The organism is Vogesella mureinivorans (assembly GCF_007644035.1).
Taxonomy (GTDB): domain Bacteria; phylum Pseudomonadota; class Gammaproteobacteria; order Burkholderiales; family Chromobacteriaceae; genus Vogesella; species Vogesella mureinivorans.
This window is the reverse complement of the sequence record NZ_VMTV02000979.1, coordinates 1-348: the sequence shown is the minus strand read 5'-3', so window position 1 is coordinate 348 and position 348 is coordinate 1. Positions and strand designations below refer to the sequence as shown.

Annotated in this window: 1 protein-coding gene; it reads left to right on the top strand. The window is 72.1% G+C overall.

All coding sequences use genetic code 11. The features are described from left to right. Positions 1 to 19 precede the first annotated feature (19 nt). The coding region (locus tag FLQ44_RS21780; protein ID WP_206209065.1) for an ATP-binding cassette domain-containing protein at positions 20 to 348 on the top strand (329 nt) is incomplete at its 3' end.

Below are 348 nucleotides of genomic sequence, written 5' to 3'. Positions count from 1 at the left end.
CTTGGCGCGTGGCCCGCGCGTGATCCTGCGCGAGGCCAGCCTGCGCGTGCCGGCCGGCAAGGTCACCGCGGTGATCGGGCCTTCCGGCGCCGGCAAGTCGACCCTGCTGCATGCGGTCACCGGCGAGCTTGAGCCCAGCGCCGGCCGCCTGCGCGTGCTCGATCACGCGCATCCCACGCGCAGCACCGCCGAGCTGTTCCGCCTGCGCCGGCGCATGGGCGTGCTGCTGCAGGGCAATGGCCTGCTGTCGGATCTGTCGACCTTCGAGAATGTCGCCCTGCCGCTGCGCGAGCACACCCGCCTGCCGGAGTCGGTGCTGCGCGAGCTGGTGCAGATGAAACTGAACGC